At 69.2% G+C, this 14,476-nt stretch carries 13 protein-coding genes; 8 read left to right on the top strand and 5 right to left on the bottom strand.

Annotation, left to right across the window (positions count from 1 at the left end; genetic code table 11):
- Window positions 1-107: 107 nt before the first annotated feature.
- Window positions 108-794 (top strand): transglycosylase family protein, encoded by a 687-nt coding sequence (locus AC06G6_RS04115; protein ID WP_479826604.1) that lies wholly within the window; start codon window positions 108-110, stop codon window positions 792-794.
- A 190-nt stretch (window positions 795-984) separates the two neighbouring features.
- Here the strand turns inward: AC06G6_RS04115 and AC06G6_RS04110 are convergent, their stop codons facing one another.
- Window positions 985-1,512, bottom strand: coding sequence for a hypothetical protein (locus AC06G6_RS04110; protein WP_479826602.1), 528 nt, complete (start codon window positions 1,510-1,512; stop codon window positions 985-987).
- Window positions 1,513-1,727: 215 nt separating this feature from the next.
- Between AC06G6_RS04110 and AC06G6_RS04105 the strand changes: the two genes are divergently transcribed.
- The 7 genes from AC06G6_RS04105 (at window position 1,728) to AC06G6_RS04075 (ending at window position 8,266) form a co-directional block, all read left to right on the top strand.
- Window positions 1,728-2,630 (top strand): MSMEG_6728 family protein, encoded by a 903-nt coding sequence (locus AC06G6_RS04105; protein ID WP_479826600.1) that lies wholly within the window; start codon window positions 1,728-1,730, stop codon window positions 2,628-2,630.
- 46 nt (window positions 2,631-2,676) lie between these two features.
- Entirely contained in the window at window positions 2,677-3,615 is a 939-nt protein-coding gene (locus AC06G6_RS04100; protein ID WP_479826598.1) for an SDR family oxidoreductase, read from the top strand.
- A gap of 45 nt (window positions 3,616-3,660) precedes the next feature.
- The gene (locus tag AC06G6_RS04095; protein WP_479826596.1) at window positions 3,661-4,050 is read left to right on the top strand and encodes a DUF1622 domain-containing protein; all 390 of its coding nucleotides are present in this window, start codon (window positions 3,661-3,663) and stop codon (window positions 4,048-4,050) included.
- Between the two features lie 149 nt (window positions 4,051-4,199).
- On the top strand, window positions 4,200-5,054 hold the full coding sequence (locus AC06G6_RS04090) for a YqjF family protein (RefSeq protein ID WP_479828533.1): 855 nt from the start codon (window positions 4,200-4,202) through the stop codon (window positions 5,052-5,054).
- A gap of 88 nt (window positions 5,055-5,142) precedes the next feature.
- On the top strand, window positions 5,143-6,840 hold the full coding sequence (locus AC06G6_RS04085; RefSeq protein ID WP_479826594.1) for an HNH endonuclease signature motif containing protein: 1,698 nt from the start codon (window positions 5,143-5,145) through the stop codon (window positions 6,838-6,840).
- A gap of 111 nt (window positions 6,841-6,951) precedes the next feature.
- Complete coding sequence (locus AC06G6_RS04080; protein ID WP_479826592.1) at window positions 6,952-7,992, top strand: alpha/beta hydrolase; 1,041 nt, start codon at window positions 6,952-6,954, stop codon at window positions 7,990-7,992.
- Between the two features lie 109 nt (window positions 7,993-8,101).
- Window positions 8,102-8,266, top strand: a complete 165-nt coding sequence (locus AC06G6_RS04075; RefSeq protein ID WP_479826590.1) for a hypothetical protein — start codon at window positions 8,102-8,104, stop codon at window positions 8,264-8,266.
- 104 nt (window positions 8,267-8,370) lie between these two features.
- Here AC06G6_RS04075 and AC06G6_RS04070 read toward each other — a convergent pair whose 3' ends face one another.
- The 4 genes from AC06G6_RS04070 to AC06G6_RS04055 all read right to left on the bottom strand — a co-directional run bounded on the left by AC06G6_RS04070 (window position 8,371) and on the right by AC06G6_RS04055 (window position 14,451).
- Window positions 8,371-10,191, bottom strand: coding sequence for a gamma-glutamyltransferase family protein (locus tag AC06G6_RS04070; RefSeq protein WP_479828532.1), 1,821 nt, complete (start codon window positions 10,189-10,191; stop codon window positions 8,371-8,373).
- Window positions 10,192-10,291: 100 nt separating this feature from the next.
- Window positions 10,292-10,423, bottom strand: coding sequence for an MFS transporter small subunit (locus AC06G6_RS04065; RefSeq protein ID WP_479826588.1), 132 nt, complete (start codon window positions 10,421-10,423; stop codon window positions 10,292-10,294).
- A 1-nt stretch (window position 10,424) separates the two neighbouring features.
- Window positions 10,425-11,819: an OFA family MFS transporter gene (locus AC06G6_RS04060; protein ID WP_479828531.1), complete on the bottom strand. Its 1,395-nt coding sequence runs from the start codon at window positions 11,817-11,819 to the stop codon at window positions 10,425-10,427.
- A 169-nt stretch (window positions 11,820-11,988) separates the two neighbouring features.
- Window positions 11,989-14,451, bottom strand: a complete 2,463-nt coding sequence (locus AC06G6_RS04055; protein ID WP_479828530.1) for a Tex family protein — start codon at window positions 14,449-14,451, stop codon at window positions 11,989-11,991.
- Window positions 14,452-14,476 lie beyond the last annotated feature (25 nt).

Below are 14,476 nucleotides of genomic sequence, written 5' to 3'. Positions count from 1 at the left end.
GCCCGACCGGTAGACACCGCAACGACCTCTATTGTCAGGGGCGGGCAGTAGTGCGATAACGTCCGGGGACGGACCGAGCACCGGTGGCCCTCAGGAGCATCACCCCCATGAAGAAATCCACGTACAGCACTGTCGCGCGCCGCGGCGCCACTCTCGCCGCCGTTTCCATCGCCGGCGTAGCACTGTCCGCCTCGGCAGCGAACGCAGCTGTCCCCACCGCCACCGCCAGTTCCGTCTGGGATTCCCTGGCCCAGTGCGAAAGCAGCGGCAACTGGGGCATCAACACCGGTAACGGCTACGCGGGCGGGCTGCAGTTCAGCCCCAGCACCTGGGCGGCCTACGGCGGCACCGGGTCTGCGGCCAACGCCAGCCGTGAGCAGCAGATCGCCGTCGCCGAACGCGTACAGGCCGGACAGGGCTGGGGAGCCTGGCCGTCCTGCGCCGCCAAGCTGGGCCTGACCGGCGGCGCCGTCGCTCCGCAGAGCGTACCCGTGACTCAGGCGCCCGCCGCCGTTCCCGCTCCGGCAGCCAAGGCGCCCGCCAAGGCCGTGGCACCGAAGGCTGCAGCACCCAAGGCCGCCGCGCCGAAGGCAGCCACCCCGGCAGCGCGCCACGTGGCGGAAGTTCCCCTGAGCGGCGAGAGCTACACGATCCAGAAGGGTGACACTCTGGACAAGATCGCCAAGAAGCTCAACATCGCCGGCGGCTGGCAGTTGCTGGCCGACGCCAACGCGGCCACCATCAGCGATCCTGACGTGGTGTTCCCGGGACAGGTGCTGCAGCTTCCCGCCTAAGCTGAGTCCGGCCGGTTCCTGGCCGACTGACAGCAGCGCTTAACCCACGACGCCGGAGCGTTCCCCCAGGGGGACCCTCCGGCGTCGTGCTGTCTTCTTGTGTTCGTTCTTTTGTATGTTCTGCCTTGGCTGTGGCGGCCGGGGCGTCAACCGGCCAGACTCAGGCGGCCTGCACTCAGGCGGTTTGCACTCAGGCGGCCTGCGGAATCTCGCGGACGATCCGCACTTTCCACGCGGTGTCGTCGCTGGTGTCCAGCAGGGCCACGGTCCCCATGGCGAGATGCAGCGCCACCCGCTTGGCGGCGAGCAGTTCGAGGTAGAGGTTCTCGTTCATCCGGCCCGGGGCATCGATGACATACTTCACGGCGTCGCGGACTTTCCGGTAGTTGTCGCTTTTTTCCCGATTAAGGTGCAGTTCCAGCATCCGCCGCTGGCGGATCTTCGGCTCGTGACGGTTCAGCCAGGACACCGCAGCATGGACCGCCACCACCAGGGTCAGCGAGACGACGTAGATCTCCCAGCCGCTGGAGAGCAGGAACAGGGGAAGGTTGCCGATCGCCACGAACGCAATGAACAGCCGGAGCGCGAGCAGACGCCGCATGGTCAGCGCCACGGAGGCCATTGCCGTCCGGAACCCGTTCTGCTCCTTGCGGGCGGCTGCCGGGTCGATCGTGAACTCCTCCAGGACTAGAATGCCGTTCGCGTCGGGACTCAACAATTGTCCGTATTTGGGCAACGGGACAGGCGCAGGCGGCGCCGCAGGTGTAAGTACTTGATTCGTCGACATGGGCGCGTGTCTTCCGTGGGGCGGGGCTGTTTTGTGTTAGTTTACGCGCCGACGATCTGGCTGTCTGTCCCATTCCAAAATGTGAACACGCTCACCCGCGGCCGCCCGCAATTGGTGCATTGGCTTCTTGGCCTCAAACTGGAGAGATGCAGACTTTTCTCCCGTTCCCCGATTTCCAGCAGAGCGCCGCGGCTTTGGACCGCGCACGGCTCGGCAAGCAGCGCGTCGAAGCGCTGCAGACCCTGCGTGCGCTGGTGATTCCGGAGTACGGCTGGCAGTCGCACCCGGCCATCCGGATGTGGATGGGGTACGTTCCCGCACTGACCCTCTACGGCCTGACCGTGGTCGACGAATGGACGGCCCGCGGCGGCGAGGACACCACCCGCGAGAAGATCATGGAATTCGCCCCGCAGGCCGCGCACCCTGACTACGCCGCGAAAATCCCCATGCCGCCGTGGCTTGGAGCCCCCGAACTGCACCTGAGCCACCGCTCCCGGCTGATCGCCAAGGACCCGCGGTTCTACACGGAGCTGTTCCCGGATACCGAGCCCGACCTGGAATACGTCTGGCCCGAGCCCCGGCTTGAGCTGGTGCCGGAGGATCCCGCGGGCGACCGCATGTGGGTTCTGCGCCTGCCGCTCGATGACACCGAGCCGGAAAAGCTGGACACCGTCAGCCTGCCGCTGGTGGGCAAGGCGAAGGCCGCCGCCGCGGGCGACGACGAATACCAGTTCGTGTACGCCGATTCCGGTGCCCGCCGCCCCGCGAAGCAGCGCAAGCTCCCGCCGAAGCAGCTCGTGAAGAAGCCCACCCGGAAGCGCCAGCAGCAGGAGGAAGCGTTCAACACCCTTCCGGGCAACTCGACCGTCGCCATCCCGTTCGACGGCGGTGCGTCCTTCGCCGTGGGCAAGGTCCTGGGCCGTCCGATTACCGTGGAGGGCCGCTTCGCGCGCAACTTCAAGGTCGACGAGATCCTGAACCGCTCGGACTTTGACTACCCGGCACTGCTGCAGGATCCGCGGGTCTTCTTCCCGATCCCGGCGCGCTAACCGGATTCGGCGGCCGTGACCGCCGAAAACTGGCAGACTGGCCAGCATGACTGTACTTATGGCCGGTTGCGGCGATCTGGGCACCGAGGCGGGGCTGCGGTTCGCCGCGGCCGGCCACCGGGTGGTCGGCTGGCGGCGTTCGCCGGAGAAACTTCCGGCCGCCATCGAGGGTGCCGCGGCTGACCTGAGCGCCGGGAAACTGCCGCCCATCCCGGCGGACACCACCGCCGTCGTCGTCGCTATTGCGGCGGACTCCCCCACCGAGGCCGCCTACCGGGCGGCGTACGTGAACGGGCTCTCCAACGTGCTGGACGCCGTGCTGGACTCCGCCGCCCCGGTCCGGCGGGTGCTCTTCGTCTCCTCCACCGCCGTTTACGGCGATGCCGGCGGGGACTGGATTGATGAAACCACGACGCCATCACCCGGCGGGTTCTCGGGCCGGACCATCCGCGAGGCCGAGGATCTCCTCGCCACCCGGCTGAGCGGGACCGGAATCACTCCGGTGGTGCTGCGGCTCGGCGGAATCTATGGTCCCGGGCGGACCCGGCTCATTGACCAGGTCCGCGGCGGGTCCGCGGTCATTCCGGCCGAGTCACGCTTTACCAACCGCATCCACCGCGACGACGCCGCGGCCGCGATCGTCCACCTGTGCACCATGGAGCCCGTCCCGGGACCGGTATACCTCGGTGTGGACAACGAGCCCGCCGAGCTGGGCGAGGTGCTGAGCTTCCTGGCCGCCGAGCTGGGACTTCCCCAGCCGCCGTCGGGCACGACTGAAGGCGGCGGCAACGCGCAGAGCGGCGGCGGCGAGCCGAGCGGCAACGCGCAGGGCGGCGGTGCGCGGACCGGCGGCGAGCCGTCGCGCGGCGGAAACAAACGTTGCAGCAATGCGCTGTTGCGGAGCACTGGATTCGAGTTCCGGTACCCGACTTTCCGCGAGGGCTACCGGGACATACTCGCCGGCCTGGGCGTACGGTACCCCTAAGGCGTCCCGTCCAAGCCGCCAGCCAGCAGTCGAGTGAGGGGAACGATGGAACTTCCGGAGATTATCGAAGCTGCCGGCCGCTACATGGACGTCGCCGGCGTGGCCGTCATGGTGATTGGCGCCGTTGTGTCCATCCCGATGGCGCTCCGTGGATTCCGGCCGCGCGGCCAGCCTGCGGGCGCCGAACCGCTCTCCGTCTACCGCTCCTACCGGCAACTGCTGGGCCGCTCCATCCTGCTCGGGCTGGAGCTGCTCGTGGCGGCCGACATCATTCGAACCGTAGCCGTCGCACCCACCTATGAAAGTGTGGGTGTGCTCGCCATCATCGTCCTGATCCGGACCTTCCTGAGCTTTTCGCTAGAACTTGAAATCACCGGCCGCTGGCCCTGGCAGAAACAACCCGAAGATTCCTCCGCCGCGTCACCTGCGGGCTGAACCGCTTCCGGGTGTCACAGGCTGCCACTAGGCTCGGGACATGACTGAATCCGCCGCTTCCTTTGCCCTGGCCGACGCGACCGGAGGACTCCTCGCTGGCGGGGCGTTTCCGGACAATGCCCGGCGCCTGAACTAGCGTGCCCGCCTTGATGCGGCCGGATCCCTGGCCCGATGCCCCTGAGCTCCCGACGCCGATCATCATGGATCAGCGGTGGACGGACGCGGTCTTCCTGCATTGGCGCATCCCTCATGCCGCCGCAGCGCCGTTCATGCCGGCGGGTGTGGTGCCGGACGACCTCGACGGATCCGCCTGGGTGGGGCTGATCGGGTTCCGGATGCAGGGCGCCGCTTTGGGCCGCGGGCCCGGGATTCCCTATTTCGGGAGCTTCAACGAGATTAACGTGCGGATTTACTCCCGCGAGCCCGACGGGACCCGGGGCGTGGTTTTCCTCAGCCTGGATGCGACGCGGCTGGCGGTCGTGCTGGCTGCGCGGGCGGCCGGAATTCCCTACGTGTGGTCACGGGCGGGGTTCCGCGGGGCGGGGGCGTTGGATCCGTCCTCCTCTTTTAAGGGCGGACCTCCGGGCAGGCTAGCGGGACCAGCTGGGGCCGCTGGGGCGGCTACCCGCCCGGCTGGGCAGACTGAACCGGCCTTCCTGGCGGGCGCGGCCGGCGCCCGGGCCGGGTACTGGGTGCGGCGGTTTCGGGGCGGCGCCCGGAGCGACTTTGCGGTTGCCCCGGAGTTCGACGTCGAAGCCACCGATCCGCTGTCCCTCCACCTCACTGCCCGGTTCGGTCTACATACCCGGTTCCGAGACAGGACACTGTATGTTCCCAACACGCACACTGCTTGGCCACTGTACCGGGCACAGTTGACCCAACTCGAGGACCAGCTGGTCGCGTCGGCTGGCATCAAGGTCACGGGACCGCCCGAATCGGTGCTCTTCTCACCCGGGGTTCGCACCCAGTTTGGCCGGCCACGGTTCCTGGATGGCGGGTCCTGAATCTTCCCGAATCCTCCTGACGACGGGATTCCTACGCCCGGGTAACGGACCGCGAAGAATGTCAGAGCTCGACGGTAGATTTTGTTTCATGGAAACCGTCAGGGATTTCATTCCTTTCGAGGACACGGACCGGGACGCTGAACGCAGCACCGGCCTCGGATCCTCCCGGGCCGGACAGCCCGGTATCGACGGTGTGGAGGAGGCCCTCGCCATCCTCCGGGAAGTTGGTTTGACGGCGGTCGAGGACGCGGCGCTGCTGGGGTTCCAGGGCGCGTCGGATTTCGCCGGCACCGTGGAGGAGCTCTCGCGGGTCGCGGAGTATCTGCAGCTCGTGGCGGCCGGGGCCGTGGACCGGACCCGGAAACAGGCCGCGGCCGCCGCCACGAAAGCCAGCACCTCGTGGACTACCGGCTGGCGGGAAACCACCGGCACCGCCGCTTTGGCTGTTGCTGTGGATGCTCCGGCTGCCGCTGAGAGCCCGGCAGTTGCGGATGACGGGTACCGGAACACCACGGAGTTCCTGCGGGCGCGGCTGCGGATCAGCGCCGGCGAGGCCCGCCGCCGGCTGTCCCTCGCCGAGAGCCTGCTGCCGCGGCAGGGATTCACCGGCGAACCCCTCCCGCCCGTGCACGGGGAACTCGGCTCCGCCGTCGCCGCCGGTGAGGTCGGATCCCGGGCCGCGACCATCATTGCCCTGGCCCTGGACCGTGTCCGGCACGTCTGCGACGCCGAGGCCGCCGACCGGATGGAACACGCCCTGACCCGCACCGCGGTGGAGAACGACCCGGACTTCCTGACCCGGGTGGCCCGGAGCTGGACCGATGCGCTGGATCAGGACGGCGCCGAGCCCTCCGAGGAACTCCTGCGCCAGCTCCAGGGCGCCTTCATCCGCAAACCCCGCCACGGACTCCAGCACCTGGAAATCTTCGCAACCGCCGAACAGTTCGAACACCTCCTGACCGTCATGAACACCGCCACCAACCCCCGCACCACCGTGGAGACACCGGCAACCGCGGCGCAGACGCCGGGAACCCCGGCCGACGACGGCAGCAACAGCGGGAACCCTGGCGGCAATCGCAGCGGGAATGACGACGTGGATGTCCCGCTTGACCTGCGCTCACGCCCGCAGAAACGCCTCGACGGCCTCGTCGGCGCCGCCAAGCTCGCCCTCGCCGCCGGCACCCTGCCCGCCGCCGGCGGACTCCGCCCCCAGGTCATGGTCACCATCGACTACCGCGACCTGCTCACCCGGCTCGGACACGGCGACGGGACCAGCGCCCGGCCCAGCGACACGGACGTCCAGGGCACCGCCGGCAGTCCCTTCCGCCCGGGAGCCACGCCGGAGCACACCGGAAACCTGCTCTTCACCGGACCCGTCACCGCCTCCACGGTCCGGAAGATCGCCTGCGACGCGGACATCATCCCCATCCTCCTCGGCAGCGAAGGCCGGATCCTGGACATCGGCCGCACCTCACGGGTCTTCCCGCCTCATATCCGCAAAGCCCTCACCGCCCGCGACCAGGGCTGCGCGTTCCCCGGCTGCACCATCCCCGCACCCTGGTGCGAAGCACACCACATCGACTACTGGTCCCGCGGCGGCACCACCGGCACCGAGAACGCGGCACTTCTCTGCTCCCACAACCACCACGTAATCCACAAAGAACACTGGACCATCCAGGTCCGCACCGGCATCCCCTGGTTCATCCCGCCACCCCACCTCGACCCACGCCAAAAACCCCGACGCAACCACTACTTCCGCCCCGCAGACCTCGGCACCGCCGCCTGATGGGTCCAGCCCGGCCGCAAGGCTGCGGGCGGGCGGCGGGCGAAAAGATCAAAGGTGGCGGTGGGACATTTCACAATCCAGCTATCTCGATCATGGAGATAACATCGAACTGTGAAGGATGCCAGACCGGACGACCCCGAACACTCGATGCACCTCAGCGCGGAAGTCCTGGACTGGACCGGCGTCGTCGCCGCTTTGGCGCTGATCGTTGTCCCGCTCTGGATGTTGCTGGGCAACAGTGCCGTCCTCGGTGGCCACCCCGCCCTGCCCATCCTGCTCTCCGCCGCTGCCGCACTGGGCCTCCTCTGGATGATCCGACTGGTCACACGCTCGCCTCTGCTCGAACGCTGGAACCACGGCAACCACACGGACCTCACGGGACACCCACGGGCGAAGCGCCACGTGTCAGGCCGGCAGCTGCTCCGCGGCCTCGCGGGCCGGTTTGTTGCTTTCGGCCTGGTCGCGGCTCTGGCGTGGCTCAATCCGTTTACGTACCAGCCCGGCGCTAGTGCCGGCCAGGCGCTGGAGTCGCCCGGGACCACGCGCATCAGCACCACCGAAGACGCCACCACCATCACCCTCGCCCCGGAAGCGAAGGCCAGCGCGGGCCTCGTCTTCTACCCGGGGGCGCGGGTTGATGCGCGCGCCTACCAGGACATCCTGCGCCCGCTCGCGAACGCAGGCTATCTGGTCGTCGTCTTGAAAGTGCCTCTGGGCATTTCCCTGCTGCACCCAGGCCAGGCCCACGGAGCCATCGACCGGCATCCCGAGATCACCACGTGGGCGGTTGGTGGGCACTCGCTGGGAGGAGTCAGCGCGTCCGACTTCGCGCAGTCCAACCCCGAAATGTCCGGACTTCTGCTGTTTGCCTCGTACCCCGCGGACAGCATGGCGGAGTCCGGTGACCTCGCGGTGCTGTCGATCTCCGGCTCGAACGATGGCCTCACCACTCCGGACAAGATCGCGGCGTCGAAGCCGATGCTTCCCCCTGCCACCATTTACGCAACAGTGGAAGGCGGCGTGCACGCCTTCTTTGGAGACTACGGTGAGCAACCCGGGGACGGCGAGCCGGGCATCTCCCGCGAACAGGCGCAGCTGCAGATCGCCGAGGAGTCGGTCCGCTTCATGGACCGGCTCGCACCGGCCGGCTGACACTCCCACCGGCCGGCTGACAGCCGTTGCCTCACGGCCCCGACGCAGGCGGCCGCTCTCTGCCACGATGGAAGCATCCGGCATCGCACTGCGAACGAGGAGGCACAGCATGCTCAACCGCTTCTACGTCAATCCAATCCTGCCGGCCCCGGCTAGCTTCGCCGGCGTTGAAGGCAAAGCCAGCGGGGACGTTATGGACTTCGGCACCGCGAAATCCGCGTTCCTGAAAGACTCCGAAGGCAACCTGATCGCGCTCAACGAATTTCTCTGCTGAGAGCCTGAACGTCCGGCCCCCGAGCCGACACGTCAGGCAGGCTCAGGACGAGGAACGCAGACCTCACAACTCCACGCTGCGCGTCGCCCGGCACGAGTCCACGCCTAACGCCCCGCAGCGTACCCCTGCGCGCCGCGGGGATTGGCCGCCGCCTGCAGGACGCCGGTTGCAGGATCACGCACCACCGCCGAGAGCCGTCCCAGCGCCCATCCGCCGGCGCGGGTGACGACATGACCGCGGCGTTCAAGTCCCGCGATGACGTCCTCCCCCAACCGGTCCTCGACGACGGCGCCGCCGGGCTCCCAGGTGCGCGGCCAGAACGACCCGGGCATCGACGTCGTATGGAAGGTGGGGGCGTCGACGGCCTGCTGCGGCGAGTAGCCTCCGACGATCGTGCGCAGCAGGTACGGCAACTGCCACTGATCCTGCTGGTCCCCGCCGGGCGAGCCGAGCGCGGTGACGGCATTGCCGTCCCGCAGCACGAGGGTCGGCGTCAGCGTGGTGCGCGGCCGCTTGCCGGGCGTCAGGGTGGACGGTGTGCCCGGTTCCAGCCAGGTCATCTGCAGCCGGGTACCGAGGCAGAAGCCCAGCTCCGGAATGGCGGGTGAGGACTGCAGCCAGCCGCCGGAGGGGGTGGCCGAGACCATGTTGCCCCAGCGGTCCACGACGTCGATATGGCAGGTGTCGCCGCGGGTTTCCCCGCTCGGCGCCACGGTCGGCTCCCCCACGCCGAGCCCGGCGGAGCCCCCGGCCCCGAGCGCCGGCGGCGTGTAGTGGGTGCGCAGCGGCGGCAGGTACGGCGTCCGCCCGGGTACCGAACCGGGCCGGAACTCGTGCGAGGCCCGCTCGCCGATCAGCGCCCGGCGGCCGGCGCAGTACTCCTCGGACAGGAGGTACTCCAGCGGCACGTCGGTGTCGCCGTAGTACGCTTCGCGGTCCGCGAGCGCCAGCTTCTGGGCCTCCAGGATAGTGTGCGCGCCGAGCTCGGAGGACGGATCGAGGTACTCGTCGTCGAACCCCTCAAGCAGGGCGAGCGTCTGAAGCAGCGCCGGGCCCTGGCCCCACGGCCCCGTCTTGGCGATGGTGTGCCCGCGGAACTCGACCGTGGCTGCCGGCTCGTAGCCGGCCTCGAACCCCGCGAGATCCTGCAGCGTGAGGACACCGCGGTGGTCTGTGCCGGAGGAATGCCGGTGCGGGGTCTGGACGGAGTCCACCATGGCCTGGGCCACGAAGCCCTCGCGCCATTCGCGGCGGGCCGCGTCGATCCTGCCCTCGCGGGACTGCCCAGCCGGAATACTGGCCGGAGTCCTGGCAGGAGTCCCGCCCGCCGAGACATCCGGAGACTCCAGGGGGCCGGCGGTCCCGGCGTCGACGAGCCGCTGCAAGGTCCGGGCGTAGGCCGGGTTCCCGACCAGCTCCCCCTCGGCCGGGATCCCGCCGCCGGGCATCCAGAGCTCGGCCGACGTGGGCCAGTGCGTCTGGAACAGCTCCGCCACGGCCGCGATGGTCGTCCCGACCCTGCCCAGCATCGGGTGCCCGTCGCGGGCATAGCCGATCGCGAATTCCAGCACCTCGGCTAATTCCCAGGTCCCGTGGTCGCGCAGCAGCAGGAGCCAGGCGTCGACGGCGGCGGGCACCGCTGCGGCCAGCGCCCCCGAGCCCGGCACGAGTTCCAGGCCCTCGGCGAGATAGTGCTCCACCGTGGCCCCGGCCGGGGCCGGACCCTGACCCATCAGGACGACCGGCGTGCCCGGTGCCTCCGCGGTCACGAAGACGCCGGTCATGTCCCCGCCGGGCCCGTTCAGGTGCGGCTCGACGACGTGCAGCACGAACGCTCCCGCCGTCGCGGCGTCGAACGCGTTACCGCCGCGTTCCAGCACGGCCTGGGCCGCCGCCGTCGCGAGCCAGTGCGTGGATGCGCTCATCCCGAAGGTGCCCTGCAGTGTGGGCCGCGTGGTGAACGTCGCCGGGGGCGTGAACGACGCGGCAGCGGCGTGTGCGGTGGCCGTGAACCCTTCAGCGGTGTCAGCCAAACAGGGCCGCCACTCGGGTCAGGGTTTCGTACACGCCGTACCCCAGCGGCACGCCAACCAGCGCCCAGGCGGCGACCAGTCTCCCGGTGGTGGACGGTTTCACCGACGTTTGTGCTGTGCTCATCTCAGGCCTCCATGGCGGGTTCTTCGGCCCGGACGCGGTCCGGGCGTGGTTCGTGGAACCGGGCGTCGACCGGTTTGACCAGCAGGTTGGCCACAAAGCCGATGATCAGCAGCCCCACCATGGTCAGCAATGCAGGCTGGTAGGACGCGGCGGTCAGCTGGCCGGGCTTGCCCTGGGCATCCAGGAAGGCGTTGACGATGAGCGGTCCGGCGATGCCGGCCGCGGACCACGCGGTGAGGAGCCTGCCGTGGATCGCCCCGACCTGGAAGGTGCCGAACAGGTCGCGCAGGTAGGCCGGGACGGTCGCGAAGCCGCCGCCGTAGAAGGAGATGATGACGAACGCCAGCGCCACGTAGAGGAAGGTGCTGGAGGATCCGCCCAGTGCCAGCACTGTGTAGAGCACGGCGCCGACCCCGAGGTACATCATGTAGATGCGCTTGCGGCCGGTCACGTCGGAGGTGGCGGACCAGGCGAAGCGGCCGGACATGTTGCCGATTGAGAGCAGCCCGACGAAGCCGGAGGCGACGGCGGCGCTGACCAGGGACACGCCGTCGGACTGGCGGAAGAAGTCCTGGATCATCGGGGCGGCCTGCTCCAGGATGCCGATGCCGGCGGTGACGTTGCAGAAGAGGGCGATCCAGACGAGCCAGAACTGCTTGGTCTTGACCGCGTTCTTGGCCGAGACGTTGTCGGTGGTGACGAGTGTGGCGGCCTTGACCTTGGAGGGGTCGAAGCCGTCCGGCTTCCAGCCCTCGGCCGGGACCTTGATGGTGAAGGCGCCGAACAGCATGTAGGCGAGGTAGACGACGGCGAGGGTCAGGAAGAGCTTGCCGACGGAGTCGCCGCTGGCCACCCAGCCCTTGGCGCCGGAATTCGGGTCGTACATTTTCAGCAGCGCGGTGGAGACCGGGCTGGCGATCAGGGCACCGCCGCCGAAGCCCATGATGGCCATGCCGGTCGCGAGGCCGGGCCTGTCGGGGAACCATTTGATCAGGGTGGAGACCGGCGAGATGTAGCCGATCCCGAGGCCGATGCCGCCGATGAAGCCGTAGCCCAGGTAGACGAGCCAGAGCTGGCTGCTGAAGATGCCGAGCGAGCCGATCAGGAAGCCGCTGGCCCAGAACATCGCGGAGGTGAACATCGCCTTGCGCGGGCCGTTCTTATCCACCCACGTGCCCATGATGGCGGCGGAGAGGCCCAGCATCACGATGGCGATCGAGAAGATCACGCCGATCTCGGTCAGGCTGGCGCCGAAGTGCTTCACCAGCGCCGTCTTGTAGACACTCGTCGCGTACGCCTGGCCGATGCACAGGTGGACGGCGAGCGCTGCGGGCGGCACCAGCCACCGGTTGAATCCGGGTGGGGCAATCGTTCGTTCACGGTCCAGCCAGCCCATAAGTGCTCCCATTGCTTGTCGAAGACGTCGGTGTCCCAACGGCGTAGAGGCGAACGGCCCCAATTCGGCCGTTGCCTCCGGCAATCATGGTGCAAATCGACAGCAAACGTACTATTTTTGCGACGAGCGGTAGGAAATCCGCGATGAGCGGTCGGCTTACCTCCGGACCCTACTTTCCAAGCCCGGCCTTCCGCAGCGCCTCCGCCATCGCCGTGTTGGCCGGCGCCGGCACGGGAGCGGGCCGCTGCGGCTGCCTGGCGGGGGTCCTCCGATCGGGTGCCGGCTTGCCGGACGGCTTACCGGACGGCTTACCGGTGGGCTGCTGAGCCGCCTGCTGCGAAGGCTGCTTTGTCGGCGCCTGTTGAGCCGCCTGCCGCGGGCGGTCCGGCCGGTCACCCGCACGTCCACCGGCACGGGATCCCCCAGGACCGGATCCACCGGAAGCCGGTTCGTCGTCGAGCCGCAGCGTCAGCGAGATGCGCTTCCGCTCCGGATCGGCTTCCAGCACCTTGACCCGCACCACCTGGCCGGACTTGACCACTTCCCGCGGGTCCGACACGAAGCGGTCGGCCAGTGCGGAAACGTGCACCAGGCCGTCCTGGTGCACGCCGACATCGACAAACGCGCCGAACGCCGCCACATTGGTCACGGTCCCCTCCAGCACCATCCCGGGCCGGAGGTCCGAGATCTTCTCGATGCCCTCCGCGAACGTCACCGCCGCGAAGGCCGGACGCGGGTCACGGCCGGGCTTTTCGAGCTCGGCGATGATGTCCTGCACCGTGGGCAGGCCGAAGGAGCCGTCGACGAAGTCCTGCGGGTTCAGGGCGGCGAAGCTCCCCGCGGCCGGGGCCTTCCCGCCGGCGGCGGCCTTGATCCTGCGCGCCACCGGGTACGCTTCCGGGTGCACGCTGGAGGCGTCCAGCGGCTCCGCTCCCCCGGTGATCCGCAGGAAGCCGGCGCATTGCTCGAAGGCCTTGGCGCCGAGCCGGGGCACCTTCTTCAGCTCGCTGCGTTTGCTGAACGGGCCGTGCTCGTTCCGGTACGCCACGATGTTCTCGCTCAGCAGCGGGCCGACGCCGGCCACGCGGCTCAGCAGCGCCGGGGAGGCGGTGTTGACGTCCACGCCCACCGCGTTCACGCAGTCCTCGACGACGGCATCGAGGCTGCGGTCGAGCTTGGCGGCCGTGACGTCGTGCTGGTACTGCCCGACGCCGATCGACTTCGGCTCGATTTTCACCAGCTCCGCGAGCGGATCCTGCAGGCGCCGCGCGATGGACACGGCACCCCGCAGGGACACGTCCATGCCGGGCAGCTCGGCGGAGGCCAGCGCCGACGCGGAATACACCGAAGCGCCCGCTTCGGACACCACAATCTTCTGGGGCGTGGCCGTGCCTGCTGAAGCAGCGCCCGACGCCGTGAGCTGCTTGAGCAGGTCCGCGGCGAGCTTGTCGGTCTCCCGCGACGCGGTGCCGTTGCCGATCGCCACGAGTTCGACGTGGTGCTTCCGGGCCAGGTCCACGAGCGTCCGCAGCGCCTCGTCCCACTTCCGGGCCGGGGCGTGCGGGTAGATCGTGTCCGTCGCCACGACCTTCCCGGTGCCGTCCACCACCGCGACCTTCACCCCGGTGCGCAGTCCCGGGTCCAGGCCCAGGGTGGCGCGGTTTCCGGCCGGCGCGGCGAGGAGCACGTCCCGGAGGTTGGCGGCGAAGATCCGGACGGCCTCGTCCTCGGCGGCGGCGAACATCCGGCTCCGCAGGTCTGCGGTCAGCCGGGCCAGCACCCGCGAGCGCCAGGCGAGCTGTGCGGTCTGCAGCAGCCACGCGTCGGCGGGCCGGCCGCGGTCGGCGACCCCGAGGAACCGGGCCACGGCGGCTTCGTACCGGCCGCGCGCAGCGGTGAGGGCGGCGTCGTCGTTCGGTTCAGCCTCGGCGAGATCCAGCTCCAGCACCCCGTCCTTCTCGCCGCGCAGCAGCGCCAGGACGCCGTGCGAGGGCATGCCGGACGGCTGCTGGGAGAACTCGAAATAGTCCTTGAATTTCTGCCCCTCGGCGTCCTTGCCCTTCTTCACGCGGGAGACCATCCGGCCCTGCGTCCAGAGCCGCTCCCGCAGCGTGGCGGCCAGGTCGGGGTCCTGCGCGACGCGCTCCACCAGGATGGAGCGGGCGCCGGCGAGCGCCGCGGCGGCGTCGTCAATGGAATGTTCGGCGTTGAGGTACCGGGCGGCTTCGCGTTCCGGATCCAGCTCCGGCCGCTTCAGCAGGGCGTCGGCGAGCGGCTCCAGCCCGGCCTCGCGGGCGATCTGCGCCTTGGTCCGCCGTTTGGTCTTGAACGGCAGGTAGATGTCCTCCAGCCGCGACTTCGTCTCGGCGCCGACGACGGCGGCCTGCAGTTCCGGGGTCAGGGCACCCTGCGCGGCGATCGCCTCCAGAACGGTCCGGCGGCGGTCCTCCAGCTCGCGGAGGTAGCGCAGCCGCTCGTCGAGTTCGCGGAGCTGGGTGTCGTCGAGCGTCCCGGTGGCTTCCTTGCGGTACCGGGCGATGAACGGCACCGTGGAGCCGGCGTCGAGCAGGTCCACCGCCGCCTTCACCTGCCAGGCCTGCACGCCGAGCTCAGCGGCGATCTGCGCGGCGATGCCGGACTCCTGCGTGTGCGGGGCC

The organism is Arthrobacter sp. CJL-S3 (assembly GCF_056711635.1).
This window is presented reverse-complemented; position numbering and strand designations above follow the sequence as displayed.